Below are 15,492 nucleotides of genomic sequence, written 5' to 3'. Positions count from 1 at the left end.
AATATGAATACATTCACTAAAGCAGTTTTACTTTTATTTGCTTTTACTTTTATTTCGTGTGACAAAGATTTCAACACGTTGGGTTCAGACATAGTTGGAGATGAGCATTTTAATTTAGAAAAATATAGTGCAGAAAATTTAAATTCCTATATTAAAAGTACTGGTCCAGTTCAGACCAATAATTTACCAATTAATGAATTAGGAATTTATAACAATCCTATTTTTGGCAAAACAAAAGCACATTTTGTTTCACAAATTGAAATGGTTAATGCTAATCCAAGTCTAGGTTATAATCACTATATTGACCCAGACAAAGATTCTGTTTATGTATATATTCCGTTTTACAGTACTTTAGAAAGCACTAGTAGTGATGGTGATAGAACATATGCAATTGATTCAATTTATGGAGATAGTGATGCTAAGTTTAATCTTAAAGTATATGAGAATGGTTATTATTTAAGAGATTTTGATCCTTCCACGAATAATCAATCGACACAAAAATATTATTCTGATTTTAAACCAACAATCGACACTTATAAAGGTTCTCAACTTTTAAATACTGGACCTGCTAATCAAAGTACTGATTTCTTTTTTGATAATCAAGAGATCATTATTTATAAGACTAATGGCAATGGGCAATATTATGATAGTGAAAGCGCAATAACTACAGACCCTGATAAATATGTAATAAAAGAAAGAAAGACTCCTGGTATATGGTTGAATTTAAACAAAGCAGCTATTAAAACTAGAATATTAGACGCAGTTGCTCAAGGAAAACTTTACAACAACAACGTTTTTAAACAATATTTTAAAGGCTTATATTTTGAAGTTGAAGAGAATGTCGCAAACCAAGGATCACTTGTAAAACTAGATTTTTCTCAAGCAGAAATATTAGTACAATATCATTATTTTTTTGAAGATGGCGTAACAGATCAAACATTAGCATTAAAAAGTGAGTTAAATTTCCAAATGGGTTATTCAGAAACTGGAACAAAAAAGAGTAATTCAGTAAGTCTTTTAGAGTTTTCTAATGTAGATGCTAATTATTCTGATGCTTTACTTGGAAATAATACAGATGGTAAATTATATTTAAAAGGAGGAGTTAATGGCTCTGTAGCCTATATAGATCTTTTCGGAACAGTAGATTTGACAGGAGCTGTAAATGGAGGTCCAAACGGGGTATCAGATGAATTAGACCAATTGCGTGCTAATAAATGGCTAATTAATGAAGCTAATTTGGTATTTTATATTGATCAACCAGCTATGGCTAATGCAGATTATGAGCCGCAAAGAATTTACTTATTTGATGCGACAAAAAACAAGCCATTACTAGATTATTATGCTGATATTTCAGTGGGTACGTCGGCAAAATATAATAAGTTTATACATGGTGGAATTATTCAAAAAGATAGTGATGGAAAAGGGACAAAGTATAAAATTAGAATTACTGATTACATTAACAATGTCATAAATGGAACTAATCCTAATAATAATGGGAATTCAAGATTAGGACTTGTTGTAACTGAAAACATAAATGTGGTAACTAATGCATTTTTAAAAACCCCATATACAATTGGTTCTGATGAAATTAAATATTTACCAGTAGCATCAGTAATGCATCCATTAGGGACTGTTTTATATGGAGCTCAAAGTACAGATCCTGATAAAAAGTTGAAATTAGAAATTTATTATACAGAACCTAAATAAAATAATTTATGTGTGGAATTGTAGGTTATATTGGACATAGAGACGCTTATCCTATTATCATAAAAGGATTAAAGCGATTAGAATATAGAGGTTATGATAGTGCAGGTTTAGTTCTTTATGATGGAGCTGATTTGAAAATGTCAAAAACCAAAGGAAAAGTTTCAGATTTAGAACTAAAAGCAGAAAAAGAAGGAACTACAATAGGTAAAGTAGGAATGGGGCATACTCGTTGGGCAACTCATGGAGTTCCAAATGATGTAAATTCTCATCCTCATTTTTCAAATTCTGGAAAATTAGTAATTATCCATAATGGAATCATTGAAAATTATGAGCCCTTAAAAATTGAGTTAATTAAAAGAGGATATGTTTTTAAATCAGATACAGATACAGAAGTACTAATTAACTTAATTGAAGAAGTTAAGAAAAAAGAAAATTGTAAACTTGGAAAAGCAGTTCAAATTGCGTTAAACCAAGTGGTTGGTGCATATGCAATTGCAGTTATTGATGTAGAAAAACCAGATGAAATCGTAGTTGCAAGATTAGGAAGTCCGTTAGCATTAGGTATTGGCGAAAACGAATATTTTATAGCTTCAGATGCTTCTCCTTTTATTGAATATACATCAAACGCTATCTATTTAGAAGATGAAGAAATGGCAATTGTGCGTCTTAACAAACCGATTAAAATTCGTAAAATTAAAGATGATTCTTTAGTCGACCCATATATTCAAGAACTTCAAATGAATTTGGAGCAAATTGAAAAAGGAGGTTACGATCATTTTATGTTAAAAGAAATTTACGAACAACCAAGCGTAATAAAAGACACATACAGAGGGAGGCTTTTAGTTGACCAAGGAATAATCCGTATGGCCGGAGTAGAAGACAATCTTGAAAAATTCACCAATGCTAAAAGAATAGTAATCATAGCTTGTGGAACATCATGGCATGCAGGATTAGTTGCAGAATATATCATTGAAGAGTTCGCAAGAATACCTGTTGAGGTAGAATACGCATCAGAATTTAGATATAGAAATCCTATTATAAATAAAGATGACGTAGTAATAGCTATTTCTCAATCGGGAGAAACAGCTGATACTTTAGCAGCTATTAAATTAGCAAAAGAAAAAGGAGCATTTGTCTTTGGAGTTTGTAATGTTGTAGGTTCATCAATTTCACGTGAAACTCAAGCGGGAGCTTATACTCACGCTGGGCCAGAAATTGGAGTAGCTTCAACAAAAGCGTTTACAACACAAATTACAGTTCTTACTATGTTGGCTTTACGTTTGGCTAAAGCAAAAGGAACAATGCCAAATTCAGAATACCAACGTTATTTGTTGGAATTAGAGTTAATTCCAAAAAAAGTAGAAGAAGCACTTCAAACTACAAATGAAGCAGCAAAAGCTATTGCTGCAATTTATAAAGACTCACCAAATTGCTTATATTTAGGAAGAGGGTATAATTTTCCAGTTGCCTTAGAAGGAGCTTTAAAATTAAAAGAAATTTCATATATCCACGCAGAAGGTTATCCAGCTGCAGAAATGAAGCATGGACCAATTGCCTTAATTGACGAATCAATGCCAGTTATTGTAATTGCACCGAATAAAGGTCATTATGACAAAGTAGTAAGTAATATTCAAGAAATTAAATCACGTAGTGGTAAAATTATTGCAATTGTTACAAAAGGAGATACTCAAGTAAAAGCATTAGCGGATCACGTGATAGAAATTCCAGAAACTACAGAAGCATTAACGCCTTTATTAACGACAATTCCATTACAATTGTTATCTTATCATATAGCAGTTATGAGGGGATGTAATGTTGATCAGCCTAGGAATTTAGCAAAATCAGTGACTGTAGAATGACATATTTAAAGCGGAATTGAAAGATTTCGCTTTTTTATTGCAAAAAATTCAAAAAATAAATTGCAAAATTGTTTTGAAAAAAACTATCTTTGCAAACGGAAAAAAGCATCTTTTTTTCAACAGTAAATAGCTATTAAATAAATACATAAGTAATGTCTAAAGTTACAGGAAAAGTTTCAAAAATTATCGGACCAGTTGTTGACGTAGTTTTCAACCAAGAAGGAGCCGAACTTCCAAAAATTTATGATTCATTAGAAATCACTAAGAAGGATGGTACATTATTAGTACTTGAAGTACAATCTCACATTGGAGAAAATACAGTTCGTACAATCTCTATGGACTCAACAGATGGTTTAGCAAGAGGAGTCGATGTAGTTGCTACAGGTGCTCCAATTCAAATGCCAATTGGTGAAGAAGTTTTTGGACGTTTATTTAACGTAATTGGGGATGCAATTGACGGATTAGGAGATTTACCAAAAGCAGGAACTCATGGTTTATCAATTCACAGAAGTGCACCTAAATTCGAAGATTTATCTACAGCTACTGAAGTATTATTTACAGGTATCAAAGTAATCGACCTTATTGAGCCATACGCTAAAGGAGGAAAAATTGGTTTATTTGGTGGAGCAGGAGTTGGTAAAACAGTACTTATCCAAGAATTAATTAACAACATCGCAAAAGGACACGGTGGACTTTCAGTATTCGCAGGAGTAGGAGAAAGAACTCGTGAAGGAAATGACCTTTTAAGAGAAATGTTAGAATCAGGAATTATCAAATACGGTGATGATTTCATGCACTCTATGGAAGATGGTGGATGGGATTTATCTAAAGTAGATAAAAATATAATGAAAGAATCGAAAGCTACTTTCGTATTCGGACAAATGAATGAACCACCTGGAGCTCGTGCTCGTGTGGCTTTATCAGGATTAACTATTGCAGAATATTTCCGTGATGGAGCAGGAGATGGACAAGGGAAAGATGTACTTTTCTTCGTAGATAACATCTTCCGTTTTACACAAGCAGGTTCTGAGGTATCGGCTCTTTTAGGTCGTATGCCATCTGCAGTAGGATACCAACCAACATTAGCAACAGAAATGGGTGTGATGCAAGAGCGTATTACATCAACAAAAACAGGATCTATTACATCTGTACAAGCGGTTTACGTTCCTGCAGATGATTTAACGGATCCTGCACCAGCAACAACGTTTGCTCACTTAGATGCTACAACAGTATTATCTCGTAAAATTGCTGAGTTAGGTATTTATCCTGCAGTTGACCCGTTAGATTCTACATCAAGAATCTTAACAGCAGACATCTTAGGAAAAGAACATTATACTTGTGCTCAAAAAGTAAAAGAGATATTACAACGTTATAAAGAATTACAAGATATTATTGCAATTTTAGGTATGGAAGAATTATCTGAGGAAGATAAATTAGTTGTTGGTAGAGCAAGACGTGTACAACGTTTCTTATCGCAACCATTCCACGTAGCTGAGCAATTTACAGGTTTAAAAGGAGTTTTAGTAGACATTAAAGATACTATCAAAGGATTTAATATGATTATGGATGGTGAATTAGATCACTTACCAGAATCAGCTTTTAACCTTAAAGGTACTATCGAAGAAGCTATCGAAGCTGGAGAAAAAATGTTAGCAGAAGCATAAATCAAGTATTCAGTATTCAGTGTTCAGTGTTCAGTACTGAGGCTGTAAACTGAGACTGTAAACTAAAAATTATGATTTTAGAAATAGTATCACCAGAAGCTACATTATTTAAAGGAGAAGTTACTTCAGTAGCTTTGCCAGGTGTGAATGGTGAGTTTCAAATGTTGAATAATCACGCACCAATTGTTTCTTTATTGACAAAAGGTAACATTAAAATAAATGCTCAAAAAATTAATATTGATAAAGAATTTATTTCTCAATTCAAAAAAGTAAATGAGCAAACATTTTGGTTGCCAATCAACTCAGGAACAATCGAAATGAATGAAAATAAAGTTATTGTTTTAGCTGACTAATACATTCAACTAATTATATATAAAAGCCAAGCAGTAATGTTTGGCTTTTTTGTTTTGGAGCTATTTCCAGCTATCCACTATATCTTTTATTGCGAGAATGAAGCAATCTTTTGATGAGATTACTTCATTCTCGCAATAAAAGGATGCCGTTCCTATCTGGGCTAGGGTTTTCGTTAATAATTACAAATCATTTTTATAGCGACTCATATCAAACCTAACAGGTTTTTAAAACCTGTTAGGTTTATTTTATTCCTTCACATACTCCAAAATATCAGCAGGTTGACATTCCAATTCTTCACAAATTGCTTCCAAAGTAGAAAATCTGATTGCCTTTGCTTTACCAGTTTTTAATATTGATAAATTAGCTACAGTTATGCCTACTTTTTCAGCTAATTCATTACTTTTCATTTTGCGTTTAGCAAGCATGACATCTAAGTTTACAATTATCGGCATAGTTATATTGTTAATTCGTTTTCCTCTTTTTGTTTTTTGGCAATAGTAAAAACTTCACTTAGCACCATAAAAAATAAGCCTAAGCAAACAAGCATCACAAATGGATTTAAACCCATTTCAAAGCTTGCTTCCTTTTTTAAAAATGCAATGATAAAGGCGGGAACACCAGATAATAGAGATGAAATTAACAACAATACTCCAATTGTATTAAAGTTCTTAATCACTTCCACTTCAAATATTTTTGTCTTTTGAAACGATCCTAATATTTTTCTAAATAGAAAAAGACTATATAATATTAATAATGCCGCAAGTACAACAAATACTAGGAAAAATTTTGTTTGCTGATCAACTACAGTTACTTCTACACCATTCATTTTGATAGGAATGCCTAAAGGTTCATCACTAATTAAAATAAATCCAAAAAGAGCCACTAATGGCGGAATTGTAATAAATGACATAATCCATACAAAATCAACAATTGCTTTTAAAAAATTTAGTTTTCTCATAATTATATAGTTAAATCGTTTTCAGTTTGAATTTCTATTCCTTTTTTTACAACATGTGAAATAATAAAAAGTATCACAGCCATAAATAACCAAACATCAGCTCCTTCTAGGTTTAATAGCTGTAAGTTAACTGCTTGAAGGCCTTGCTTTGAAAACAATTCTGAATATTTGTCTCCAGAAATAGAAAATAGCCCAATTCCTAAAGCAAGATAGGATAGTTTTGAAATGAACTGTTTTAATTCCAAACTAAAAGGATTATAAAAATCTAAATTTTTATTTAGGAATAATTTTATGATAAGGTAAAACATAATGGCTTTCAAAATGGCAACAATAGACATAATAATGGTTACAACCATAAAATAACCATAGTCATATTGGTAAAGGTTAGATAAATATTCTTTCCCTTTCCAAAAATTTACAACTCCATTTGGAGTAATAAAAAGTGTAATAAATGTATTGACAAGTATTCCACCTGCTTCTACACATAAGCCAATAAAAATGATCCATGAAAGTATTTCCAAAACTTTCAAAATTTGATTGGTTGTGATTTTAATTTCCATAACTAAGTATTTAAAATTATTTCACAAATGTATAAAAATTATTGAATAACAATAAATAAATATCAAAAAAGAATAAAAATTTATTCCTTAACGATGTTGTTATAAGCCCTTTTTAGCTTTGTAACTACAATTTCAAGCTCTTCTTCATCTAAATGACCAAAGCCAAAACGAATTGCACAAGTGTTTTTATTCTGATAAAGAATAGTTTTAGGAAGAAATAAATCATTCTTTTGAGCTTCTTCAGCCAATTGAACTAGTGATATTTTAGGTTCAAATTGCAACCAAATGGCTAATCCACCAGATGGTTTTTCCCAATGAACAGTTTCTTTAAAATAATTGATTAGCATTTGACATAAATAATCACGTCTGCGTTTATAATTTACAATGTTTTTCTTGATTAAGCGATGAATTTCTCCTTCATAAATCAATTCAGACAACATTTGTTCCTGAATGACATCTCCCTGTTTATCCAACATTTGTAAATAATTCTTGGCCTCAACAATTAAATTAGTTGGAGCAACTACAAATCCTGTTTGAAAGCTTGGAAACAACGATTGACCCAATTTTCCCAAATAAATAACATTTCCATTCGCATCCGAACTTGCCATTGGTAACATGGCTGAACCTTCAAATTGAAAATCGTAATCAAAATCATCTTCAATTATAGCAAATTCATATTCTTTGGCCAATTCTAATAAAGCCAAGCGTCGTTCTGCACTAAGTGTATTTGTAGTTGGATAATGCCGATGCGCACAAACATAAACACAACGAATCGATTTTTTTATGTAATGTTTTCTAATGTAATCTATATCTAAACCATTTTCATCAATTGGAATAGTGTGAATTGTAGCACCAACTTGTTGAAAAATCATATTAGCTGCATAATTACTAAGATTACCAATCAAAACCACGTCGTTCGGCTGTAGTAAAAGCTGTGATACAATGTACAAACTCATTTCTGTACTTCTTGTGCTAATTAAGTTTTTAGGTTTAATGTGAAAGCCACGAGTAGCATTTAAATAATTACACAATTGATTTTTATAAACCGAATGAGTTGTATTTGATGTCTGATTCCATTTAGAAAGCAAGGTTTTTCGTTTCATCGAAGCACTATACCATTTTGAAAATTGATGCGTTGGATGCAATCTCAAATCGGGTTGACCGTCATTTATGCTATATTTTGTTTCTTTAGTTTCAGAAGTAGAAGCTAAGTGAAAAGAAGGTTTAAAATTAAATCCAGTTTTTTCTATGGATTCATTTTCCTGATTTGTTGGATAGGAAATAGCTTTAATTGAAACCGTTTTCTGCTCAGGTACAATTACAAATGTTCCTTTATTCGGAATGATTTCAACCCAACCTTGCGAAGCTAATTCATCATAAACAGCCACAACCGTATTTCTGTGAATGTTTAACAATTGACTCAAAGTACGACTTCCGGGTAAAGCGGTTCCTTTTGTTAAATAACCACGCTGAATGGCATCAATTATTTGATGAGAAATTTGAATAAATACCGCTGTGGAAGTATTTTTCTCAAACTGAATCAATTGTTTTAAAAGTGTTTCAACCGGACTATTCATAATTTAAAAACTGGACTAGATTACTCGTCCGGAAAGTTACGATTTTTGCAACGTTTTAAAATAAACAATAGTCATTAATATGAAAAATACCTTTTTAATAGCTTCTTTAGTACTTTTTACTTTAACAGGAAAAGCGCAAGATGTGCAACAAAAAACAGATTCATTAAGAGAAGTTGTCGTAACTTCTTCTAGAATTGATTTACCTTTTAATGAAAATTCAAGAACCATTCAAATTGTTACAGCTGCTGATATTCAGAAATTAGGAGTTACAAATGTGGCTGATGCGTTACAACAAGTTGCAGGAATCGATGTAAGAAGACAAGGTGTAAACGGAATGCAAGCCGATTTATACATAAGAGGTGGAAGTTTTGATCAAACCTTATTATTAATTGATGGAATAAAAGTAGATGATCCACAAACGGGACATCATACTTTAAATTTAGCGTTACCTATTGAAGTTATCGAACGAATCGAAATCATCAAAGGGCCAGCAGCACGTATTTTTGGACAAAATGCTTTCTCTGGAGCGGTGAATATCGTAACGAAAAATGCTCCAAGTAATGCTTTGGTAACTAAATTTCAAGCCGGTTCTTATGATCAGTTTTTGGCCGAAGCTACTGCTTCAATTAATTTAGATAATAGTAGTCATATTGTTCATTTTGGTAAGAATTTTTCAAACGGTTATAGAGAAAACACAGATTTTGACAACAAAAATATATTTGTAAAAAGTCAATTCAATAAAAATAAACTGCCTATTAATTTGATTGCAAGTCATTCAGAACGAAAGTTTGGAGCTAATGGTTTTTATGGAATTCCAACAGCAACTGAACAATATGAAGAAACTCAAGCCAGTTTAGTTGGGTTTTCAACGGTTATTAAAAACGGAAACTTTACTTGGAAACCAAGAGTATACTGGAGAAGAAATGAAGATTTGTATTTGTATAAAAGAAAAAACCCATCAGCTTATAGAAACTTACACATCACCAATAAAATAGCTGCCGAATTAAATGGTTCTTATACGTCAACTATCGGAATTACTGGTTTCGGTGTCGAATTTTCAAAATATTATATTGTCAGTAATAATTTGGGAAACAATCAAAGAGAAATTGCGACTTTGTTTTTAGAGCATCGTTTTCAGTTTTTAGACAATAAATTAGATGTAACTCCTGGAATTGCAGCTTCGTATTTTTCAGATTTTGACAATAAATTGTTTCCTGGAATTGATGTAGGTTATAAAATTAATCAAGATCTAAGAGTTTATGGAAATATTGGATATACCTACAGAGTTCCAACTTACACCGATTTATACTATGTTGGTCCACAAGCCACAGGAAATGCAAATTTACAGCCAGAAGATGCTTTGGCACAAGAAGTAGGAATTAGATGGAATAGCAATAGATTTGGCTTGTCTTTAGTCGGTTTTAATAGAGATTCAAACGATTTGATTGATTATGTTAGAGTAAATCCTACGGATGTTGCTTTTTCACCTCAAAACATTCAAGATGTAAACACAAAAGGGTTTGAAACCCAATTTGATTATAAGTTTAAAGTCAATACTTTAAGTCAAAAAATCAATTTAGGCTATACATTTATAGAAGACGAAATAAAAAAAACAGCAGCCGTTGAATCGAGATATTCTGTTAATTCTTTAAAGCATCAATTAGTAGGTTCTTATCAAATGCAATGGTTTAAAAACTTTTCAAACTCTATAGCTTACCATTATTTAGAAAGAACTTCTGGAGTAAGTTATACTGTTGTAGATTTAAGTGCAGCTTATAAATTAAATGACATGGAACTTTCAATTTATGCTAATAATATTTTCAATACGGAATATTCTGAAACCAGTTTGATTCCAATGCCAAAAGGAAATATGATGTTTGGACTAAAATATACTTTTAGATAAGAGCTTTTTAAAAATCAATTTAACTTCTAACTTCCCCTCCATTGGAGGGGTGTCCGAAGGACGGGGTGGTTTTTTATGGTAATAGTAAAAACAACCACTAAGTAATATATATCAACTGTAAAATCTCCCTATCTCCAAATCCCGCTTTCACCCCATCACAACTTCTCCAACTCACGAACCTTCTCATAAATCAACTCATTTTCCCAACCTTTTCTTAGAAAGTAGTCGCAGAATTTTTTTCTTTTTTTCATGAAATTTGATTCAGTAATAGATTCCCAATGTTTGTTGGCTAATTCTTCAAAAGTTTCTAGATAAAGTGAATCGTTAATTTCCTTTAAAGCTATTTTGATAATAGTTGACGAAATGTTTCTTGCTTTTAATTCATTTACGATTCTAACTTTTCCCCATTTTTTATAATTGTGCTTTCCTCTGGTGAAGCTTTGAGCAAAGCGTTCTTCATTTAAAAAATTATTCTCAATTAAGTAGACCATAAGCTCTTCTTTTTCGTAAGTATTTATTGAAAAAGAGAACATTTTCTGATATACTTCTTGGTGGCATCTATCTTGATAAGCACAGTAGTACTCTAGCTTATTGCGTACTTCAACGATAGAAAAGGTATTTAATCGAGTATTTTTCACTTATTTAATTAAGATCTTTTTAGAGGTTATATTTGTAGTGTATGACACCTAATTTATTCCCAAAAGTATTTAATAAATTAACACAATCAAAAAATGAAGAATTTTTTATTCATTATTGCTTTTCTATGCTCAATTTTTAGTTGGGGACAAATATTAACATTTGAATTTGCTGGTTTAGCAGGGGATGAAGTTTCAGCTAATTCAAATTTTAACAATGCTAATCTTGGTTCTTCAACTATTACTAGAGGTGCTGGTTTAACTGCTTCTGGAAACGCAGATAGGTTTAATGCTACAAATTGGGCATTAACATCTATTGCAAATGCAGTTAGTGGTAACAATTACATGCAATTTTCTGTAACTCCAAATTCTGGTTTTCAGTTTTCAGTATCATCGATAAAAATTAATTTACAACGTTCTGGAACTGGCCCAAGTGCAATTGTTCTTAGGAGTTCAGTTGATGGTTATACTACAAATTTAGATACTCAATATTCTATAATAGATAATACATCTACACAATCATTTACTTTTACTTTTGCTCAAGCTAATTCTTCTAGTGCAGTTACATATAGAGTTTATATGTATGCTGAGGCAACAGGAGGTTCTGGAGGTATTGGAGATTTTACAGGAAACGATTTAGTAGTGAATGGTACAGTTACATCATTAACTCCGATACCAGAAATAAACGTTCAAGGATTAGGAGTTGCTATTCTAGATGGCGATGTTACACCAGCTATTGCTGATGACACAGATTACGGTACAGTTTTCACAAGTACAAACACAACACATACATTTACAATTCAAAACTTAGGTACTTTACCTTTAATTTTACCAACAAATCCAGTTACTCTTTCTAATACTACAAATGGTTTTTCTGTGGTTCAACCATTATTATTAATTGTACCACCTGGTTTATCAACTACTTTTACAGTAACGTTTAATAGTGCTGTTGCAGGAACATTTCCAAATACTATAAGTATAGCTAGTAATGATAGTGATGAAAACCCTTATGATTATGCTATTACTGCAACTGCAATAGTACCAACACCAGAAATGAATATTGCAAAAGACATGACTTCATCAGATATTCCTTCTGGTTCAACTGCGAGTACAGGTTATAACACTATTTTTGCTATAACGAATATTGGAAATAATGTTGTAAAAACTTATTATATAGAAAATGAAGGAACTGCTAATTTAACAATTGGTACTGTAACAATAACTGGTGCAAATCCAGGAGATTTTAGTATTTCTGCAATACCTTCAACAATTACTGTTGGTTCTACATTAGCAAGTTCTATTCCATTTACTATTACATTTACTCCACAAGCTTCAGGTGTAAGAACAGCTACGATTTCTATAGTTAATAACGATTCAAACGAAAATCCATATACTTTTGATGTGCAAGGAACAGGAAATTGTCCATCATACACAACAACAATGTCACCAACTTCTGGACCAGTTGGAACAACGGTTTATATTACATCAACATTAAATTTATCTGGCACAAATACTGTTACATTAAATGGTTCAGCTTTAGCGATAACAGTAATAAGTTCAACTCAAATTTCAGTTGTAATTCCTTCAGCAGCAATTACTGGAAATTTAGTAGTTACTAATTCTCAAGGTTGCTCAACAACAGACTTATTTACAGTTATAAAAAATGTAACAGGTAGTTGTGAAGGTGGAGCATCAGCAGCATCAGAACTTTTTATAAGTGAAGTTACAGATTCAAATACTGGAGGTTTAAGTTATATCGAAATTTATAATGCTACAGGAGTTACAAAAAACTTAAGTATGTATTCAATACAAATTTATAACAATGGAGGTTCAACAGCAGGAACAACAATATCTTTACCTTCTTTTAGTTTAACAAACGGCACTACTTATGTTGTAGCTGTCGGAACAGGAAATCCAATTTGTGCAGGAATTACAGGTTCAGATGCTAGTTTAGCTGCAACTACTTCTGGTGCAGGTGGTATTAATTTTACTGTAACAGAAAACGATCACATAAAACTATTTAATGGAGCAACTGAATTAGATCGATGGGGAACATATTTATCCAACAATTGGGCAGATGCTTTAGGTTTAGGTACTGAAGGAGCTAATTTTAAAAGAAAAAGTACAGCAACAGCACCAAGTTTAACATATAATAATGCAGATTGGGATTTTTTAAATTGGGCTACATGTACAAACAATGATTATTCTGGTATAGGTTCACATAGTTATTCTACAGGTGTGCCACCAACTGTTAACACTCAACCAACGTACACACCAAATTGTGGTTCTGTAGTTTTAGCTACAACAGCAACAGAAGGTTTTGCAGGAGGTTTAAGTTTAGCTTATCAATGGTATGTTAATGTTCCTGGTTCTTCATCTTGGACCGCATTAACAAATACAGGAGTTTACACAGGAACTGCAAGTGCTACTTTGTCGATTTCTTCAACATCTGGATTAAATAATTATCAATATTATTGTCAAGTTAGAGAGAATTCAATAACATGTTTTACTGCAACAAATGCTGTAAAAATAAAAGATGATATTACTACTTGGAATGGTACAACTTGGACTTATGGAGCACCAACTTTAGGTAGAAAAGCAATTCTAAACGGAAACTATACTACAGGTACGAATGGTAATTTTGAATGTTGTACTTTAGAAGTAAATGCTACTAGAACATTAACCGTTTCAGGAGGAGGTTATGTTGTTATTGATTTTAATATTATTAATAATGGTAATATTATTGTTGAAAACAATGGAAGTATTGTTCAAATTAAAGAAACTGATACAAATTCTGGAACATATACAGGAACAAAATTTCAAGTTAACAGAACTGCTCAAGCAAGAAATTTAGATTATATTTATTGGTCATCACCAATTCAGAGTTTTTTAGTAAGTAGTTTGCCTGGTAGTAACAGATATGAATGGAATCCTACAGCTATAAACGCAAATAGTACACAAGGAAATTGGTTAGCTGCTTCTGGGACTATGTTTACCGCTAAAGGATATATTGCTAGAGCTTCAAACGGAGCGACAACAGCTACTGCTTTACCAATTACGTTTCAAGGAAGTGGGCCTAATAATGGAATAGTTAGTGTTGGGATTGCTAGAGGTGACACAACAGGTACTGATGACACTTGGAACTTAATTGGAAATCCATACCCTTCTGCAATGTCTGCAAATTCATTTGTAACAGACAATACAAATATTGAAGGGAGTGTTAGATTATGGACACATGGAACTTTACCTAATAATACAAATCCAAATCCATTTTATCAAAGTTTTGCTTATAACTATACAGATAATGATTATATTGTTTCTAACGGAACAGGATCTACCGTGCCAGGTGCATTTGATGGAAATATTGCTTCGGGTCAAGGATTCTTTGTTAGAATGCTAGAAGACGGAGAAATAGACGGTACTCCACCTACAAACACAATAACTTTTGGCTCATCTAATGTAATATTTAAAAATTCTCACAGAAGAACTGCCGGTGGTATTGTATATGATAATTCAGCATTCTTTAAAAATAGTGATCCAACAAATTCTATAGAAAAAAGTAGAATCTGGTTAGATTTAATAGCGTCAAATAATGAGCTTTCTAGAACATTAATTGGATATGTGCCTGATGCTACTTTAGCAAAAGACAGAATGTTTGATGCTTTAATTGAAGTAGATGCCTTTAAACTATACACTTTAATTAATACACAAAAACAAGCCATACAAGGAAGACCGGTTCCTTTTGATGCTAATGATTTAGTGCCAATGGGAATATTTGCTGAAACAGCAGGAAATTACACAATTGCAATAGCATCTGTTGATGGATTGTTTTCAAATCTTTCACAAAATATATACGTCGAAGATAAATTATTGAATTTAATTCACGATTTAAGACAAGCTCCTTACACATTTACAACAAGTGCAGGTGAGTTTAATGAGCGTTTCGTGTTGAGATATACAAATACTGTTTTAAGCAATGAGTCTTTTGAAAATCCAAATGGTTTAGTAATAGTTTCTAACAATAAGGTTTCACTTTTTGCTTCTCAAAGCATTAAATCAGTTTTAGTTTTTGATATTTTAGGAAGAAAAATTTACGAAAACAATAAAGTCAATTCAACCGAAGTTGTTCTTGAAAAATTAATACAAACGAAAGAAGCTTTAATAGTTAAAACTACTTTTGAAGATGGAAAGGTCGTGACAAAGAAAATTATTTATTAATCATATAGTCTTAAAAAAAAAGGATTGCATTATGCAATCCTTTTTTTTTATTTTTTT

The 15,492-nt window shown here is 31.9% G+C and carries 11 protein-coding genes; 6 read left to right on the top strand and 5 right to left on the bottom strand.

Annotation, left to right across the window (positions count from 1 at the left end; all coding sequences use genetic code 11):
• Positions 1-3 precede the first annotated feature (3 nt).
• From bamH to G507_RS0111620, 4 genes are all read left to right on the top strand, one after another.
• Positions 4-1,707, top strand: a complete 1,704-nt coding sequence (bamH, locus tag G507_RS0111635; RefSeq protein ID WP_035666133.1) for a BamH family beta-barrel-assembly machinery protein — start codon at positions 4-6, stop codon at positions 1,705-1,707.
• An 8-nt stretch (positions 1,708-1,715) separates the two neighbouring features.
• Positions 1,716-3,566: a glutamine--fructose-6-phosphate transaminase (isomerizing) gene (glmS, locus tag G507_RS0111630; protein ID WP_026717636.1), complete on the top strand. Its 1,851-nt coding sequence runs from the start codon at positions 1,716-1,718 to the stop codon at positions 3,564-3,566.
• Between the two features lie 152 nt (positions 3,567-3,718).
• Positions 3,719-5,230 carry a F0F1 ATP synthase subunit beta gene (gene atpD, locus G507_RS0111625; protein WP_026717635.1) on the top strand — a complete coding sequence of 504 codons (1,512 nt, stop codon included), beginning with the start codon at positions 3,719-3,721 and terminating at the stop codon, positions 5,228-5,230.
• Between the two features lie 71 nt (positions 5,231-5,301).
• On the top strand, positions 5,302-5,583 hold the full coding sequence (locus tag G507_RS0111620) for a F0F1 ATP synthase subunit delta/epsilon (protein ID WP_026717634.1): 282 nt from the start codon (positions 5,302-5,304) through the stop codon (positions 5,581-5,583).
• A gap of 246 nt (positions 5,584-5,829) precedes the next feature.
• Here the strand turns inward: G507_RS0111620 and G507_RS0111615 are convergent, their stop codons facing one another.
• The 4 genes from G507_RS0111615 to G507_RS0111600 form a co-directional block, all read right to left on the bottom strand.
• Complete coding sequence (locus G507_RS0111615) at positions 5,830-6,036, bottom strand: helix-turn-helix domain-containing protein (RefSeq protein ID WP_026717633.1); 207 nt, start codon at positions 6,034-6,036, stop codon at positions 5,830-5,832.
• Between the two features lie 2 nt (positions 6,037-6,038).
• Entirely contained in the window at positions 6,039-6,542 is a 504-nt protein-coding gene (locus G507_RS0111610) for a DUF2975 domain-containing protein (protein ID WP_026717632.1), read from the bottom strand.
• A 2-nt stretch (positions 6,543-6,544) separates the two neighbouring features.
• A complete protein-coding gene (locus G507_RS0111605; protein WP_026717631.1) occupies positions 6,545-7,102 on the bottom strand; it encodes a DUF2975 domain-containing protein in 558 nt (185 codons plus the stop codon).
• 80 nt (positions 7,103-7,182) lie between these two features.
• A complete protein-coding gene (locus G507_RS0111600) occupies positions 7,183-8,679 on the bottom strand; it encodes an aminotransferase-like domain-containing protein (protein ID WP_211218983.1) in 1,497 nt (498 codons plus the stop codon).
• Positions 8,680-8,758: 79 nt separating this feature from the next.
• Here G507_RS0111600 and G507_RS0111595 point away from each other — a divergent pair, with 79 nt between their 5' ends.
• Positions 8,759-10,582, top strand: coding sequence for a TonB-dependent receptor plug domain-containing protein (locus tag G507_RS0111595; protein ID WP_026717629.1), 1,824 nt, complete (start codon positions 8,759-8,761; stop codon positions 10,580-10,582).
• Between the two features lie 155 nt (positions 10,583-10,737).
• Here the strand turns inward: G507_RS0111595 and G507_RS0111590 are convergent, their stop codons facing one another.
• Complete coding sequence (locus G507_RS0111590; protein WP_051191665.1) at positions 10,738-11,220, bottom strand: regulatory protein RecX; 483 nt, start codon at positions 11,218-11,220, stop codon at positions 10,738-10,740.
• 93 nt (positions 11,221-11,313) lie between these two features.
• Here G507_RS0111590 and G507_RS0111585 point away from each other — a divergent pair, with 93 nt between their 5' ends.
• A complete protein-coding gene (locus tag G507_RS0111585; protein ID WP_026717627.1) occupies positions 11,314-15,435 on the top strand; it encodes a choice-of-anchor D domain-containing protein in 4,122 nt (1,373 codons plus the stop codon).
• Positions 15,436-15,492: the final 57 nt, after the last annotated feature.

Source organism: Flavobacterium gelidilacus DSM 15343, from assembly GCF_000422685.1.
In the GTDB taxonomy this organism is placed as follows: Bacteria; Bacteroidota; Bacteroidia; order Flavobacteriales; family Flavobacteriaceae; genus Flavobacterium; species Flavobacterium gelidilacus.
This window is presented reverse-complemented; position numbering and strand designations above follow the sequence as displayed.

What these genes read in the sequence shown, in the direction of transcription:
- G507_RS0111610 (WP_026717632.1), bottom strand. Translation starts at nt 6,542, where the DNA reads ATGAGAAAACTAAATTTTTTAAAAGCAATTGTTGATTTTGTATGGATT.
- G507_RS0111585 (WP_026717627.1), top strand. Translation starts at nt 11,314, where the DNA reads ATGAAGAATTTTTTATTCATTATTGCTTTTCTATGCTCAATTTTTAGT.
- G507_RS0111600 (WP_211218983.1), bottom strand. Translation starts at nt 8,679, where the DNA reads ATGAATAGTCCGGTTGAAACACTTTTAAAACAATTGATTCAGTTTGAG.
- G507_RS0111615 (WP_026717633.1), bottom strand. Translation starts at nt 6,036, where the DNA reads ATGCCGATAATTGTAAACTTAGATGTCATGCTTGCTAAACGCAAAATG.
- glmS (WP_026717636.1), top strand. Translation starts at nt 1,716, where the DNA reads ATGTGTGGAATTGTAGGTTATATTGGACATAGAGACGCTTATCCTATT.
- atpD (WP_026717635.1), top strand. Translation starts at nt 3,719, where the DNA reads ATGTCTAAAGTTACAGGAAAAGTTTCAAAAATTATCGGACCAGTTGTT.
- G507_RS0111595 (WP_026717629.1), top strand. Translation starts at nt 8,759, where the DNA reads ATGAAAAATACCTTTTTAATAGCTTCTTTAGTACTTTTTACTTTAACA.
- G507_RS0111620 (WP_026717634.1), top strand. Translation starts at nt 5,302, where the DNA reads ATGATTTTAGAAATAGTATCACCAGAAGCTACATTATTTAAAGGAGAA.
- G507_RS0111605 (WP_026717631.1), bottom strand. Translation starts at nt 7,102, where the DNA reads ATGGAAATTAAAATCACAACCAATCAAATTTTGAAAGTTTTGGAAATA.
- bamH (WP_035666133.1), top strand. Translation starts at nt 4, where the DNA reads ATGAATACATTCACTAAAGCAGTTTTACTTTTATTTGCTTTTACTTTT.